A 13,843-nucleotide genomic window follows, 5' to 3' on the forward strand; every position below is an offset into this window, starting at 1 on the left:
TTTCTCTACCTACGCGGGGATGACAGCCCTGTATTTTAACAATTATAATCATACTAGGTAAAATTCTTATTGTAAATGACTGCTTTAAGTTTACTTAAAAATGTTAGTATCTAAATTGTTAAGAACATATTTCTTACGATCATAATAAAGTTTCATAGCTACAGCAGCGGTTTCTTCTACAGATCTTCTTGAAACATCAATTATTGACCATCCCTGTTGCTCGCAAATTTGTTTTACTTGCATACATTCTTCTTGGACTATTTTAAAATCCGTATAATTAGTATTATCGCTCATCTGTAACGAATGCATTCTAGTTTCTCTTATTTCAATTAGCCGAGTTGGGTTAATAATCAAACCAATTACAAGCTGTTTTGTAATGCTGCCTAACAAATCTAAAAACGGATAACCATGAATATAAGGTACATTTGCTGTTTTAAATCCATTATATGCTAGATATACGGAAGTTGGAGTTTTTGATGTCCTAGAAGGACCAATCAGAATAATATCAGCTTCATCTAATTCACTAGTCATCTGACCATCATCATGTCTAAGAGTATAATCAATAGCATGAATCTTATCAAAATAACCTTCATCAAATTTATAATCATAAACTAAACTTTCTTCTGTTTCTACACCTAAAAAAACTGAAATTTCTTTTACAATTCTACCTACAACAGAGATACAAGGAATTTTTAAATCATAACAAAATTTAGTTAAATTTCTTCTTAGTTCGTGATCTAAAATAGTGTACAATACAATGCTTGGTTTCATCTTGATTTTTTTTAAAACCTCATTTAATGATTCTGCATTTCTTAACATTGGCCAATGATACAATTTTGACTCAATTTTGCTAAATTGTGACAAAGCAGTATTAGCTGCATGTTTAACTGTTTGCACTGAAGAGTCTGAAACTAAGTGAATAATCAGCTTATTCATAGTTTATTAGTCTTTGTGGATAATTTTTATTCATATTTTAATCTCTATATTAAAAGTAACCAATAACTACCCATATATATCCCGTATATAGAGGTTAATAACCTCTATAATTTAAAGAATAATTTTGTGGATAATTTTGTGTGTAAAATGCTAGATATCTAATATCTTTCACGTTTTCTCATTCTACACACATAAACCACTATGAATTATCCACTAAAAAAATAATCCTATGAATAATGTGAGTAATAATTATAATTAATAAACTTCTCTAGTAATTTAGCAATAAAAAAATGTGTATAACTATGTGTATATATAATTAATCTACATATTAACAATGTCTATATCAACTAAAAAAATATTATATATAAATATAGATTATTATGGGTTATTTCATGAATCAGCTTTTACAAACTTTTAAGAAAAAAAATGATCTTGTACCTATTTGGTTAATGCGTCAAGCTGGTAGATATTTGTCTGAATATAAAAAAATAAGAAAAACTGTTAGTGGTTTCTTAAATTTATGTTATAATGTTGATAAGGCTGTAGAGGTGACTTTACAACCAATAAGAAGGTATGGATTTGATGCTGCTATAATTTTTTCTGACATTTTGGTTTTACCTGATGCACTTGGCTGGGATGTAAAATTTGAAGAAAATATAGGACCAATATTACGTAAATTTCAATCAAAAGAAGATTTTAAATATCTTGAAGGAAATTCTAATGGAAAACTAAATGTAATTTATGAAATAATCAATAAAACTAAAGCAAAATTACCAGTTGATACTGCATTGATAGGTTTTGCCGGTAGTCCATGGACGGTAATGACTTATATGCTTGAAGGAAGAGGCAAACAAAGTTTTGAAACAAGTAAAAAATTTATTTATGAAAATAATAACTTAGCACAAGAACTTCTAGACTTTATTACTGAAAAAACTATTATTCATTTAAAGGAACAAGTAAAAGCTGGGGCAGACTTAGTACAATTATTCGATTCATGGGCAGGGATATTAGAAGAAGCAGAATATGATCAGTTTGTAGTGCAACCAACAAAAAAAATAGTATTAGCTTTAAAAAAACAGTTTCCACATTTACCGATTATAGGTTTTCCAAGAGGTTCTGGGCTTTTATATGAAAAATATATTATTAATACTGGAGTGGATGCTATTGGAGCAGATCAGTTTGTACCAGCTAGTGCTATGAAATTATGGAGTGAGAAAATTGTTGTACAAGGTAATTTAGACCCATTTATATTGCTTACTAATAAAGAAATTATCGCAGAAAAGGTAAGTAAAATAATTGCAAATTTTAAAGAAAGAAATTTTATATTTAATCTTGGACATGGTGTTTTGCCAAATACACCAGTTGAAAATGTTGAGTTTTTAGTTAATTATGTTAGAGAATTTAAATACTAAAATATCTCAAAAAAAAATAGCCATCGTACTTTTTAACCTTGGTGGACCAAATAGCTTAAACTCAGTCAAACGATTTCTATTTAACTTATTTTATGATAAAGCAATTATTAACTTGCCAAATCCCCTAAGGTTTATTCTTGCTAAGATAATATCAATCACTAGAAACAAAAAATCTCAGAAAATATATTCTCTAGTAGGTAATAATTCGCCTATTTTACAAGAAACAGAATCTCAAAAAGCTGCTATTACAGAGAAGTTGAAACAAACTCTGAATGAGGATTTTAAGATTTTTATAGCAATGCGTTATTCTTATCCTAATTCCGAAGAAGCAGTAAGAAAAATAAATGAGTATAACCCTTCAGAAATAATATTGTTACCATTATACCCACATTTTTCTAGCACCACTACTGGATCTTCGATTAAAGATTTTATATCTTCTCTTTATAAAAATAAAAGTGAATATTCCCAATATATTAAAACTATTTGTTGTTATCCTATCGATGACGAATTTATTGAAGCTCATTTATCATTAATAAAGCAATCATTTAAAAAATTGAAAAACAAAAAAAATTTTCGTATATTATTTTCAGCTCATGGTCTGCCTGTAAAAATAATAAAAGCAGGAGATCCATATCAGTGGCAGATTGAAAAGACTGTAGAAAATTTGGTGTCTAAGCTTAGCATAGATAATTTAGATTATAAAATAACTTATCAAAGTCGTGTTGGTCCAGTGGAATGGCTTAAACCTAATACGGAGGATGAAATTGAGATAGCAGGAAAAGAAGATAAATCTCTTATAATAGTCCCAATAGCATTTGTATCAGAACATGTTGAAACACTGGTAGAATTAGACATTGAATATAGAAAGATTGCTGGTAAGTACAAGATAGAATATATTAGGACTCCTGCTCTTGGAACAAATAAATTGTTCATCAATAGTATAACTAAAATGGTATCAAATTTAGTTAATTATAGTTTCGATACAAAAAAATTGATATGTAGTTCAATTAATAAAAGAATATGTCCTTATAATTTTACTATGTGTCCTTGTAATTTAAAAAACTAAGTAATGGGATAAAATTAATGGCTAGTTATTATTTATGGTTTAAAGCATTCCATCTTGTATCAGCAATTTCTTGGATGATAGGTTTACTATACCTACCAAGATTATATGTCTACCATACTAAAGTTGTAATAGGTAGTGAAACTGACAAGATGTTTCAGTTAATGGAAAGTAGGTTACTCAGAATCATTATGAATCCGGCTATGATCAGCACTTATACCTTAGGTATAATTAACAGTTATATATACGGATTAGTAGCTTTAGGAACATGGTTTTACGTAAAAATGACAGCAGTTCTAGGTATCACTATTTTTCATGGTTTATTAGCTAGATGGAGGAAGAATTTTGTTGAAGGCAAAAATAATCATTCTGAAAGATTTTATCGTATCATTAATGAAGTACCAGCACTGTTGATGATAGTGGCTGTTGTCATGGTTATTGTTAAACCATTTGATTAATATATTTTTCTGCTTTATTATTCATACTACTGATTTCTAATTGTGATGCATATAATAATTATTGAAGCAAGTAATTATTATAGCTAACATAGCAGTGAGGCTTAAACAATTATATGAACAAAATTATCCAAGCAGATAATAAGGTTATGCAAAAACAGACTAGTTTGACTAGAGAACAAAAAGAGGTTGTTGGATTACTCTCAATAGGGACATTTCTTGAATATTTTGACTTAATGCTTTATGTGCATATGGCGGTATTGCTTAATGAGTTGTTTTTTCCAAAAACTGACCCGCATACGGCTACTCTTCTTTCAGCCGCTGCTTTTTGTTCTACTTACTTGCTTAGACCATTTGGTGCATTAATATTTGGTTGGATAGGCGATAATGTAGGAAGGAAAGCATTTTTTTAATGGCAATATCTTGTTTTGTCATGGCTAATTTGCCAACTTTTGCTCAAATAGGGATTACTGCAGCTTGGCTGGTGACAATATGTCGTATTGTACAAGGTATGACTTCTATGGGGGAAATCACAGGAGCTCAATTATATCTAACAGAATATCTACAACCACCAGGACGATATGTTTCTGTAGCTATGATAGTTTTTTGTGCTGCCTTCTTTGGAGGGGGGGTTTGCTGCTCTAGGTGTAGCCTCTCTTGTTATTTCTTATGCTCTTAATTGGCGACTGGCTTTTTGGTTTGGTGCAGGTGTGGCATTAGTTGGTATGATTGCTAGGACAACGTTGCGAGAAACACCTGAATTTGCCGACGCTAAACGTCGATTAAACAAAACTTTTCAACAGTTAAAAAGTATAGTATCTAACATTGACGTTGAACATATAATGCAAGATACTCTCAATATTCAAGAAAAAACTAATTGGAAAACAACAATAAGTTTACTGTTAGTAGATTGTATATGGTCAGTAATTTTTTATTTTACTTATATACATTGTGCTAATATTTTAAAATATTCATTTCACTATACAGCCGAACAAATTATTTACAATAACTTTATTGTATCTGCTATATTACTAGGAAACATGATTTTTGTGCTGTATTTCACCAATAAATATCATCCACTAGTGATATTAAAGATAAGATTAATTTTAGTTTCAATATATTTCCTAATGATTCCATATTTATTGAATAATGCAACAACTGGCTTTGATATATTGATAATTCAGTCTTTACTATTATTTACTGCATGCGAAGCATCACCAGCTAATGCAATATTCTTTAAGCATTTTCCAGTTTTTAAACGTTTTACTTATACTAGTGCGATATACGCTGCATCCCGAGCTTTAGTATATCTTATTACTTCTGTTACCCTTGTGTACCTAACAGATTATTTTAGTCATTGGGGATTGTATTTTATTACAATCCCAACAGTTGTAGGTTGTGCATATGGATTATCATATTTTATTAAACTCGAGAAAGATGCTGGAAATCTTTCTGAAAAGAAAACTTATGTAGACTCTGTAGCAAATATTGCTTAGATGATATAGTAGATAAATATTGATAACATAGCTCTATTAGTTTTTTTTCTAAACCAATTGCTTCTAAGTATATAGCTAGACTTATAAATTCTTCTATAGTTTCCTCAATAATCTTCCTAGCTTTTTCAGGTGATTTAATTCCTATAGTTTGTAAGTTGTGAATTCGGTCGAAAATTTTAATAAATGCTACATCATATTTTTTTTGTTGATATAATAAATTTAAAATCTCTTTGGAGCTAATCTTGCCGTGAGGTTTAACCCTAGTTAAAGCTTCTACTTGACTAGCTACTACACTTCCAAAAATATATTCAATCATCTTTTCGGTCAGTTTTGTATCCTCGATAGTATCATGCAGTATACTGGTAACAATCATATCAGTTCTGAAATAGCTTGGAATTTCTGATGCTGCATATTCCCACTACCATATACGCTACTTCAATTGGATGCGAGTAATAGGGTTCGCCAGACTGTCTCATTTGACTGCCGTGATATTTTTTGGCGTAATAAATAGCTTTTTTAACTTCGTCAATATTTATTGGTCGGTTTACTTCCTCATTTATCTTACAGAGTTTGTTCAATAGCCTAGGGTATATCGTCACGAGATTTTAGCCCACATTAGTAATCCCCTTAGACAAAGACCTGCCATGTATGATTTTGTATTTTTAGCATATCTTGTTGCTATACCACGCCATTCTTTAAATTTTTGAAATGTATTTTCAATAATGTGCCTTAACTTATATAAATCCTTATCTATCTCTCTTTGAATCTTTCTGTTTCTTTTTGATGGTATTACAGGAATTATATTTGCTTGCTCAGCAAATTCTACGATGCTATTTGTGTCATAAGCTTTATCTGCTATAAGGTACTCTGCCTCTATATTTTGGGTTAATTCACAAGCTTGAGTACAATCGTTTCTGGAACCTTCTGTAACAATAATTCTGACCGGCATACCATTGCACATCCACGGCCATATGTATCTTTGTATTGAGCCCCCTTTTGTACGGCTAATCGTTTGATTCCTGCCTTTTGCCCCAAGTCCTGCTTTATGAACTTTTACAAATGTTGAATCTATCATTAACCATTCGAAATCAGGAGCATTTATAAAAATATTTAGTACATGCTCCCATACTCCATTATCGCACCATTACAGAATCTTCTGTGTACATTCTTCCAATTCCCATAATCAGGTGGCAAATCTCTCCAAGGAGCTCCTGTCCTAAATATCCACATTACTGCATTTACAAAGGTTCTATTATCTTTTGCAACCCCTCCCCAACAACCTTCCCTGCCAGGCAAATGCCTTTGTATCTTATTCCAAAGTTCATCATTTATATCATGTCTTCTATGTGCTAGCCCCATAACTATTATCCCTATTACTATAATTAGTATAACCAACTTCACAAATTATTCAACTATAATCTCGTGACGATATGCCCTAGTAGCATACTGACAATATTCATACTTTGAGTTGTCCCAATAGTTAATATCTTCCATAAAAACCATAATATTTTAAATCACTATACAAGTTAAACTAAAAATTAGAATATTACTAGGAATTTATTATATTTTTTTTAAAAAAGATGAATATTTTTGCATTTTGTTATTGTTTATCTATTAGTGCTTCTGATAATTAGTATATAGTATATGGTATACTCAAATGACCTGAAAATGAATTTCAATGCAAGTTGCAAAAATATTATTGCCATTAGCTAAGCTTTTCCCGTTGGATTATTTAATTCCAAATGGATTAAAATTAGCTATAGGAGATTTAGTAGTTGTCCCATTTAGGAATAAAGAATTAACGGGTATAGTTTGGCAATTAGATACTGAAGTTTCAGAGGGAACTAGTAAAATCAAATCTATTAAACAAAAAGTGCCACTTGAATTTAGGTTTAATCAGGAAATATTAGATTTAATTAAGTGGGCTGCTAATTATTATATGACTTCACTTGGTTCAGTTGCTAAGTTGACTTTGCCGATCGATATTGCCCAGCAACCTATAAAAATAAAGCATCAAGAATTAAACAAAGATTTTATTTTGCCAAATCTTTCAGTAGAGCAACAAGAAGCACTTTCTCTATTAAGTCAATCGGATAAACCATCAATTATTAAGGGAGTAACCGGATCAGGTAAAACAGAAATTTACTTTCATCTATTGGCTGATTATTTGAAGCAAGGTAACCAAATATTGATCATGTTACCAGAAATTGCTTTAAGTCAGCAAATTATAAATCGTTTTACAGCACGCTTTGGCTTTCAGCCAGTAATATGGAATTCTGCGATTACTAAAGCTCAGAAAAAGATGATTTTAAGAGGTTTGCTCAACAATGAAATTAAAGTTATAATTGGTGCTAGAAGTAGTCTATTTCTGCCGTATAGTAATCTTGGATTAATTATTATTGATGAAGAGCATGATAGTTCTTATAAGCAAGATGATGGTATATTATATAATGCTCGCGATGTAGCGGTATTGCGGGGAAGCTTATCCAAAATAAAAGTAGTATTATGCTCGGCTACTCCGTCTATTGAAACAATTTATAACGTAAGTACCAATAAGTATCAATTAATTGAATTGTCAAATCGTTATCAGGAGGCAACTTTGCCAGAAATTCAAATAATTGATATGAAAAAGGAGAAATTATCAAAAAATTCTTACTTATCTAAGGAGTTAATAGCATTAATTGGTAAAAAGCTAGCAAGTAAAGAGCAGGTGTTATTATTTTTGAATCGTAGGGGTTATGCCCCTTTGATGTTATGTAAACTTTGCGGTTATCGTTTTACTTGTAATTCTTGCTCTGCTTGGTTAGTGGTACATAAATCTAGCAAAAAACTTGAATGTCACCATTGTGGTTATCAAAGTAGGATTCATATTTTTTGTCCTGATTGTCGCGAAGAAGACTCTTTAACTGTTTGTGGTCCTGGGATTGAAAGAATTGAAGAAGAAACTAGGCATCTTTTTCCCGATAGTAAAATTGCGGTAATTAGCAAAGATTATGCCAAAAAACCTGAGAAGATCCGCGAATTATTATATAAAATGGAGCATTCTGAGGTTGATATTCTAATTGGTACTCAGATGATTACTAAAGGTTATCACTTTCCTAACCTTACTTTAGTAGGTGTTGTTGATGCTGATCTTGGGGCTATTAGTAGTGGAGACTTGCGGTCAAGTGAACGCAATTATCAACTACTTCACCAAGTAGGAGGTAGGGCAGGAAGAGAAGATAAAAAAGGTCTAGTATTAATGCAAACTTATTATCCAGATAATGCTATATTTAGTTATATAAAAAATGGAGGAGATCAGTTTTTACAATATGAACTTAAAACAAGGCAAGCAGAGAATATGCCTCCTTTCACCAAAATGGCATCAATAATTCTGTCTGGGAAAAATGAGCATAAAGTGCTTGAAATATCCAAAACTCTAGTTGCAATTGCACCAAAAAGTTCAGCTAGAATACTCGGACCATCTAGTACATTGATGTTTAAATTAGCAGGAAAGTTTCGTTACCGTATTCTAATCATAGTGGATAGGAAATTTAATTTACAAAAATTTTTACAAACATGGTTAAGTTTAATCAAAATCCCTGCTTTTTGTCATTTAAAAGTGGATATAGATCCTAAGAGTTTTTCTTGATATTACTCTCATGATTATTCAAGTAAAAGCTTTAGCTTAGTACTACATTTGTAGTTATTTACAATGTCGTCATCCCTGTGAAGGCCTGTTGGTGTCCGGTTTAAAGTCGGGATGTCATCCTAGACCAGTGAGAGCCTTCGGTGCGAATGACGGATTTGGGGTCTAAAAATGTTGAATAGTCTTCTTGGCTATTTTTTTAGACCCCTGCTTTCGCAGGGGTGGCGATAATACTGAGCCTAATATTAACTTGTTACAGATATTTGAGGTTAAATAAGTTATAAATATTTTTGTTGGAGATATTTTAAAAATATTTCCGATTGAATGCGATCTTCACCCGTAGCGTCTTTAATTAATTCACTGGTATTTTTTAATGAGCCATAGCTTCTAATATTATTATCTAAGAATTGGTTTACACCATTGAATTCTCCTCTTGTTATTTCCTTTTTTATATTGTGATTAACTTCCTGTGCTTTTTTCATGACCATTGAAGCAATAATTGCTCCATTAGTATAGGATGGAAAATAACCAAAACTGCCCATTGGCCAATGTATATCTTGTAAGCATCCGTCTTTATCGTTCTGTGGAGTAATGCCTAAATATTCCTGCATCTTATTGTTCCAATAATGTGGTAGATCATTCAAAGATAGATCTCCGCTAATTAGCAATCTTTCTAGTTCAAACCTAACTATTACATGCATTGGATAAGTCACTTCATCTGCTTCTACTCTAATAAAACCTAGTTTGACTCTTGTCATTAATTTGTAAAGATTTTCTGCAGAATATTCTAGTCCTTTGAATCCAAATTCATCCTTAAGTAGCTTTGATAGATATTGACAAAATTCTCCTGATCTACCTACTTGCATTTCCATAAATAAAGATTGACTTTCATGGACAGCCATACCTTTAGCCTTACCTACTGGTTGGTTTTTATATTTGCTGGGCAAGCCCTGTTCATATAAACCATGACCAGTTTCATGCATAATCCCCATAATCCCTGAAATAAAATTATACTCATTATATCTATTAGTTAACCTAACATCATCAGGAGTACCCCTACAAAATGGATGGGTTGATTCATCTAACCTACCTTTAGTGAGGTTAAAACCCATTATTTCCATAAGCCTTTTAGCAATTAATTTTTGTTGTGCTTCACTAATACTATTAGTGATAGGTAGAACATTTTCTTTACTTTGTTTTTCTACTATTTGACTAATTAATTCTGTTATAGTTTTTTTTAGATTATTAAACACTACTTTAACTTCATCAAGTGTACGTTCAGGATCATATGTGTCAAGTAAAGCATCATATACAGAACAGTTTAGTGCATGGGCTTTAGATTTAGCCATTTTTTGTACGCAATCTAATACTGTTTGTAGGTAAGGTTTAAGTGATAGATAATCATTATTTTTTCTAGCATCTCGCCAAATTAACTCACATTTTGCACTAGCAGTAACATACATTTTCCATAAATCATCATCTATACATGTAGATTCTGTAATTCGTCTTTTTGTTTCTCTTAAATTAGCTAACTGCCAAACATCAAGAGTGTTCACGTTTTCAGAGACAGATTCTATTAGTTCAGCTAATTTTTTCGATTGTAACCTAGAGCGGGCTATGGAAGATAGTAGTGCTATTTCGCTTGTTCTACTATCAATTGATCCATGCGGAATATTTACTGCGATATCCCAATAAAGTATGTTAATCACGTTATTAATTTGAAAAATTTGCTCTAACTCTTGCTCTAATAATGTATAATGTTTCATATAATTCCCCCTACTTCAAAAGTTGTTTTAATCCAAAACTGGCTAGAATATTCAGAAAAATGCATTCTTGAAGCGGCTGACACGAATGCATTTTAATCTATTATCGCTAATAATCTTATTTTTATTGATATAACAACAAGATTATTAGCAAATGAAATATTTAACAATATATTCCTGAACTTTTAAAAAAAATAGTACAATTAATAAAAAATATTAGATGTGAATTTGCAAATTCACAGGTTTCTAGTTTATCTGCTGGGATTTATGCTTTGACCCCATTTTGATCTCTCTAAGGAGATAGAATATTTTGTAGCTAACAATCTGACAGATCAAGAGATTAGTCAATGGATAGAAATAATTTCTAGAGATGGTAATATAATTCACAATAACCCTAATTCTGAAGCAATTATAATTATAGGTAATTTTACTAATTGTTCACAAGAGATGAAGTTAGAGGGTGACAATAATTATTCACCAACCCAAGACACTTACTTTTACCCACAATTTTGGGAAAGAAATATAGATAATATTTCGATACTTTCTGTAAGATTTTCGTAGCCCCTCCATAATGTCATAGTTCCTGGTAATTTATCATTTTTTCTATTCATAAATCCTCCTAATTTACCAAGCCAAATAATAGCTTGTTTCATAGTTGGAGGTTCTTCAGGTATAAAAATAGTTTTATGCTCTCGAATATAAAGAGCTTGCCATTCTTGTGAAGTTAAAATCTTAGTACACACTTCTTACGGATGAGATATTGCTACTTTTGATAAATATAAAATTTTAAATGCAATGATGCTTTTTATGGCAATTAATTTTTCTAGTCTTTCTTTTGTAGCTAAACGAGAATTTTCTATTTTACATCCAGATTTTAGAACTCTAAAATATTCTTCAATTCTCCATCTTAACTTATACCAATTTATCCTTTTAATCGCATCTTCAAAATTACTGACAGGAACATTAGTTAACAAGAGCCAATCAATTGCTTCCACTCCTTTAGGGGGGAATTTTTCTTTAGCTCTTACAACATAGAGCACTACTTTATCACTGATTTTGTGTTCAGTATTTTTTGAACCATATAATGAAGGGGTTCTAATTGGTATTAAACCAGACATATATTTTATTTCAATATTTGCCATTCTTGCTGCTTCATTGTTCTTTTTTGGAACTTGAATTACTATTTCTTTCTTTGCTGATATCTGATTTATATGGGTTTGCAAATTTGTTTTTCTTCCCTCTGTAGAAATAAATTTTCTATTTTGTCTATTACGAACAATAAACAAACTACCCTTTTCTTGACACGACCATAATAGTTCAAAGATATCTGCTTCTCTGTCACCAATAGTTATAACTTTAGTGTCTTTAGGTATAATATGCATAGTGTCCTTAAGTGCTGCTATCCACTTATAACTTTCTTTATCTTCACTAGAAGAGATATATTTTCTTCTTGATTTCTCTTGTGCAGTTTCTTCGCGTATAGCACGAGCCCAACATTGTTGAGAAGATAATCCTAAAGGTAATCCTTCCACTGTAAACATCAATGCACTATGCACAATCAGCCCCATTTTATGTTTTGTATAAGACTTTGAGACGCTACCGAGTCCTTTAGTTTTAATATGAGAATCAAAATCTAGGTATGTTGTATCCTGAACTGAAAATACAAACTCATTACCTTTAATCCTTTCTTGTGTTTCTTTATAATATGAATGATAAATTCCCGCTGGATCAAATTTTTTATTGCTAAATAATCTATACGCTTCTTTAGCCTCTTTCCAACTTCTGCAACTTTGATTTATTGAACCAGAAGCTTTGCTTTCTATAAGTGAGCTAGTTTTAATAAGCCTTTTTATAAGTCTTTGATCTCCAAAGTTAACATGCCTAAATTCCCCTTTCTAACCACTTATCACCTAAGTTGTAAGCATTAGATAATGCTTGTATATGCCTCATTCTTTCCCCTTCTTATATTTTAAGTATATAATTCAATATTATTTTATACTTAATTTTATATTTGTGGGTAAAAGTAAGCCCAAGACACTATTGAAGTATGCTAGCAAATACACATTCATGGCTGTAGATATGTATTTTTTAATAAGAATAGTAAGATTCTTACTTGTAAGTTCTTTACTTATAACGTATACTAGACTTATAGGGTCTAAGCATAAATCCCCGTGGATAAACTGGATGTTTTTTGGGTTCTAGAGGGGAAGTGCTTTTTTTTGAAATAAGATGGAGCGTTTTGGATAATCTCAAAAAACAAAACTATTCTAGGGGTAGGTATGTATAAAAGTCTTCTTACTATTGCTATAGCGTTAATATCATTTACTTTACCGGTAATTGCTATGCAGTCTAAAGATTTACCAACAAATCAGAATGGTTCGTATCTTAATATATCTGTTACTGAACAAATGGATGTAAAAGAAGATTTACTTATATCTAGTATGCGAATAGAAAAAGAGGGAGTTGATCTAAAATATATACAGGATGAGATTAACCTAATGATATCTAAAGCAGTAAAAATGGCTAAAGAAGTTGAAGATATTACTGTGTCAACAGAACAATATTATGTTTACCAATATAACCAAGACCAAAATATTGATAATAAAAAAGATGAAGTAAAGAAAAAAATGTGGCGTGGTACTCAGGTATTATCACTGAAAAGCAAATCATCTGAGGCTTTATTGACATTAATTGGAAAATTACAGAATGAAGGGCTGTTAATACAAAGTTTAAATTATACTCTTTCTAATGAAAAAAGAGAAGTCATCCGAGATTCTATGATAGAAGCTGCTATTGCAAAACTAAAGCAACGAGCTACACGTGTAGCTAAAGCTCTTGGTAAAGAATACGATGGATTTACTATGATAAATGTTGATTCTGAAACAAGGAGAATTCCAGTGCCTAGATTGATGATGGGATTACCTGTAAATGCTAATGATAGTGCGGTTAATATGCCAGTTGCAGAACCAAGCACAAGTGAGGTAACTATAACTGTTTCCGCTACTGCTTTGCTTAAATACGGCTCAGTGTTAGGAAACAAACGATAAAGTGCCACTTATATTTTATAGCACAACGAAAGCACGAGGTAAT

Annotated in this window: 13 protein-coding genes and 1 pseudogene; 7 read left to right on the top strand and 7 right to left on the bottom strand. The window is 31.2% G+C overall.

What is annotated here, in order from left to right:
* Positions 1-90: 90 nt before the first annotated feature.
* Positions 91-936, bottom strand: coding sequence for a pyruvate, water dikinase regulatory protein (locus AAHM86_RS04360; protein ID WP_342267398.1), 846 nt, complete (start codon positions 934-936; stop codon positions 91-93).
* 392 nt (positions 937-1,328) lie between these two features.
* Here AAHM86_RS04360 and hemE point away from each other — a divergent pair, with 392 nt between their 5' ends.
* The 5 genes from hemE (at position 1,329) to AAHM86_RS04385 (ending at position 5,362) form a co-directional block, all read left to right on the top strand.
* A complete protein-coding gene (gene hemE, locus AAHM86_RS04365) occupies positions 1,329-2,348 on the top strand; it encodes a uroporphyrinogen decarboxylase (RefSeq protein WP_342267399.1) in 1,020 nt (339 codons plus the stop codon).
* A complete protein-coding gene (gene hemH, locus AAHM86_RS04370) occupies positions 2,326-3,414 on the top strand; it encodes a ferrochelatase (protein ID WP_342267400.1) in 1,089 nt (362 codons plus the stop codon). Before hemE ends, hemH begins: the two co-directional genes overlap by 23 nt.
* Positions 3,415-3,431: 17 nt before the next feature.
* Positions 3,432-3,869, top strand: coding sequence for a protoporphyrinogen oxidase HemJ (hemJ, locus tag AAHM86_RS04375; protein WP_342267401.1), 438 nt, complete (start codon positions 3,432-3,434; stop codon positions 3,867-3,869).
* A 113-nt stretch (positions 3,870-3,982) separates the two neighbouring features.
* Positions 3,983-4,279 carry a hypothetical protein gene (locus AAHM86_RS04380; RefSeq protein WP_342267402.1) on the top strand — a complete coding sequence of 99 codons (297 nt, stop codon included), beginning with the start codon at positions 3,983-3,985 and terminating at the stop codon, positions 4,277-4,279.
* 195 nt (positions 4,280-4,474) lie between these two features.
* Entirely contained in the window at positions 4,475-5,362 is an 888-nt protein-coding gene (locus tag AAHM86_RS04385) for an MFS transporter (protein WP_342267403.1), read from the top strand.
* Here the strand turns inward: AAHM86_RS04385 and AAHM86_RS04390 are convergent.
* From AAHM86_RS04390 to AAHM86_RS04400, 3 genes are all read right to left on the bottom strand, one after another.
* Positions 5,289-5,735, bottom strand: coding sequence for an HD domain-containing protein (locus AAHM86_RS04390; protein WP_342267404.1), 447 nt, complete (start codon positions 5,733-5,735; stop codon positions 5,289-5,291). The two genes, AAHM86_RS04385 and AAHM86_RS04390, sit on opposite strands and share 74 nt — an antisense overlap.
* 222 nt (positions 5,736-5,957) lie before the next feature.
* A complete protein-coding gene (locus AAHM86_RS04395) occupies positions 5,958-6,470 on the bottom strand; it encodes an IS5 family transposase (protein WP_342268382.1) in 513 nt (170 codons plus the stop codon).
* 2 nt (positions 6,471-6,472) lie between these two features.
* On the bottom strand, positions 6,473-6,763 hold the full coding sequence (locus AAHM86_RS04400) for a transposase (protein WP_342267405.1): 291 nt from the start codon (positions 6,761-6,763) through the stop codon (positions 6,473-6,475).
* A 277-nt stretch (positions 6,764-7,040) separates the two neighbouring features.
* On the opposite strand from AAHM86_RS04400, the gene AAHM86_RS04405 reads away from it, so the two are divergent.
* Positions 7,041-8,993: a primosomal protein N' gene (locus tag AAHM86_RS04405; protein ID WP_342267406.1), complete on the top strand. Its 1,953-nt coding sequence runs from the start codon at positions 7,041-7,043 to the stop codon at positions 8,991-8,993.
* 275 nt (positions 8,994-9,268) lie between these two features.
* Here AAHM86_RS04405 and AAHM86_RS04410 read toward each other — a convergent pair whose 3' ends face one another.
* The 3 genes and pseudogenes from AAHM86_RS04410 to AAHM86_RS04420 all read right to left on the bottom strand — a co-directional run.
* Positions 9,269-10,756, bottom strand: a complete 1,488-nt coding sequence (locus tag AAHM86_RS04410) for a carboxypeptidase M32 (RefSeq protein WP_342267407.1) — start codon at positions 10,754-10,756, stop codon at positions 9,269-9,271.
* Between the two features lie 494 nt (positions 10,757-11,250).
* Complete coding sequence (locus tag AAHM86_RS04415; RefSeq protein ID WP_342267408.1) at positions 11,251-11,496, bottom strand: IS4 family transposase; 246 nt, start codon at positions 11,494-11,496, stop codon at positions 11,251-11,253.
* A 3-nt stretch (positions 11,497-11,499) separates the two neighbouring features.
* Positions 11,500-12,630 (bottom strand): annotated as a pseudogene (locus tag AAHM86_RS04420) (IS4 family transposase); the annotation flags it as partial.
* A 402-nt stretch (positions 12,631-13,032) separates the two neighbouring features.
* On the opposite strand from AAHM86_RS04420, the gene AAHM86_RS04425 reads away from it, so the two are divergent.
* Positions 13,033-13,800, top strand: a complete 768-nt coding sequence (locus AAHM86_RS04425; RefSeq protein ID WP_342267409.1) for an SIMPL domain-containing protein — start codon at positions 13,033-13,035, stop codon at positions 13,798-13,800.
* Positions 13,801-13,843 lie beyond the last annotated feature (43 nt).

This window comes from Candidatus Tisiphia endosymbiont of Empis tessellata (assembly GCF_964031035.1).
Classification (GTDB): domain Bacteria; phylum Pseudomonadota; class Alphaproteobacteria; order Rickettsiales; family Rickettsiaceae; genus Tisiphia.